Below are 669 nucleotides of genomic sequence, written 5' to 3' on the forward strand. Positions count from 1 at the left end.
GCCCGCTATCTCGCACAGGTTCTGTTCGCTGTCGTAGCCGAACAGCCTCCCCTGCCGCCAGCGCCCGCTCCGCCGCTCCGCCGTCACCTGACCCACCCCGTTCAGCCTGAACGCCTGGTCGCCCCAGTGGCTGTCGCTGATACCCGTCAGACGGTCCAGCGCGTCGTACTGATAACCGCGCTCCAGCACATCACTGACCCGACCGTCCGCTCCCTCCAGCGCCTGACGACGCAGCAGCCCGGTTTCGCCCCACTCGTGACGCAGCGCAAAGCCCGCCCCGTTGCTCCGCAGGCTTTCCTCTCCGCTGTCCGTGTGGCTGAACGACAGCGCATGATGCGAACCGATACCCAGCCCCCTCAGGCGGCCCGACGCCCATTGCAGATTCAGCGGCGCCAACAGCCCCTCCACCCTCGACCGCTGCCCGCTCTCATCATAGCCGCTGCGAATTTCCTCGCCGTTCACCCGCTCCGACACCACCTGCCCCGCACGGTTGTAGGCGTACTCCACCACCGCGTCCGCATTGGCTGCCTTGCTCAGACGCCCCGCCACATCGTACTCCAGCGCCGTCACGCCCTCGGTTTCCCCGTCCGCTTTCAGCGCCGTGCCCCGCGTCACCCGCCCCGCCGCGTCATGCTCGTAGCGCAGTTCGCTCCCGTCCGGCGCTTTCCG

1 pseudogene is annotated in these 669 nt (G+C 68.6%); it reads right to left on the bottom strand.

Annotated features, from left to right (window positions below):
- A pseudogene (locus BIY29_RS19935) lies at window positions 1–669 on the bottom strand (hypothetical protein); the annotation flags it as partial.

The organism is Brenneria alni (assembly GCF_003666245.1).
In the GTDB taxonomy this organism is placed as follows: domain Bacteria; phylum Pseudomonadota; class Gammaproteobacteria; order Enterobacterales; family Enterobacteriaceae; genus Brenneria; species Brenneria alni.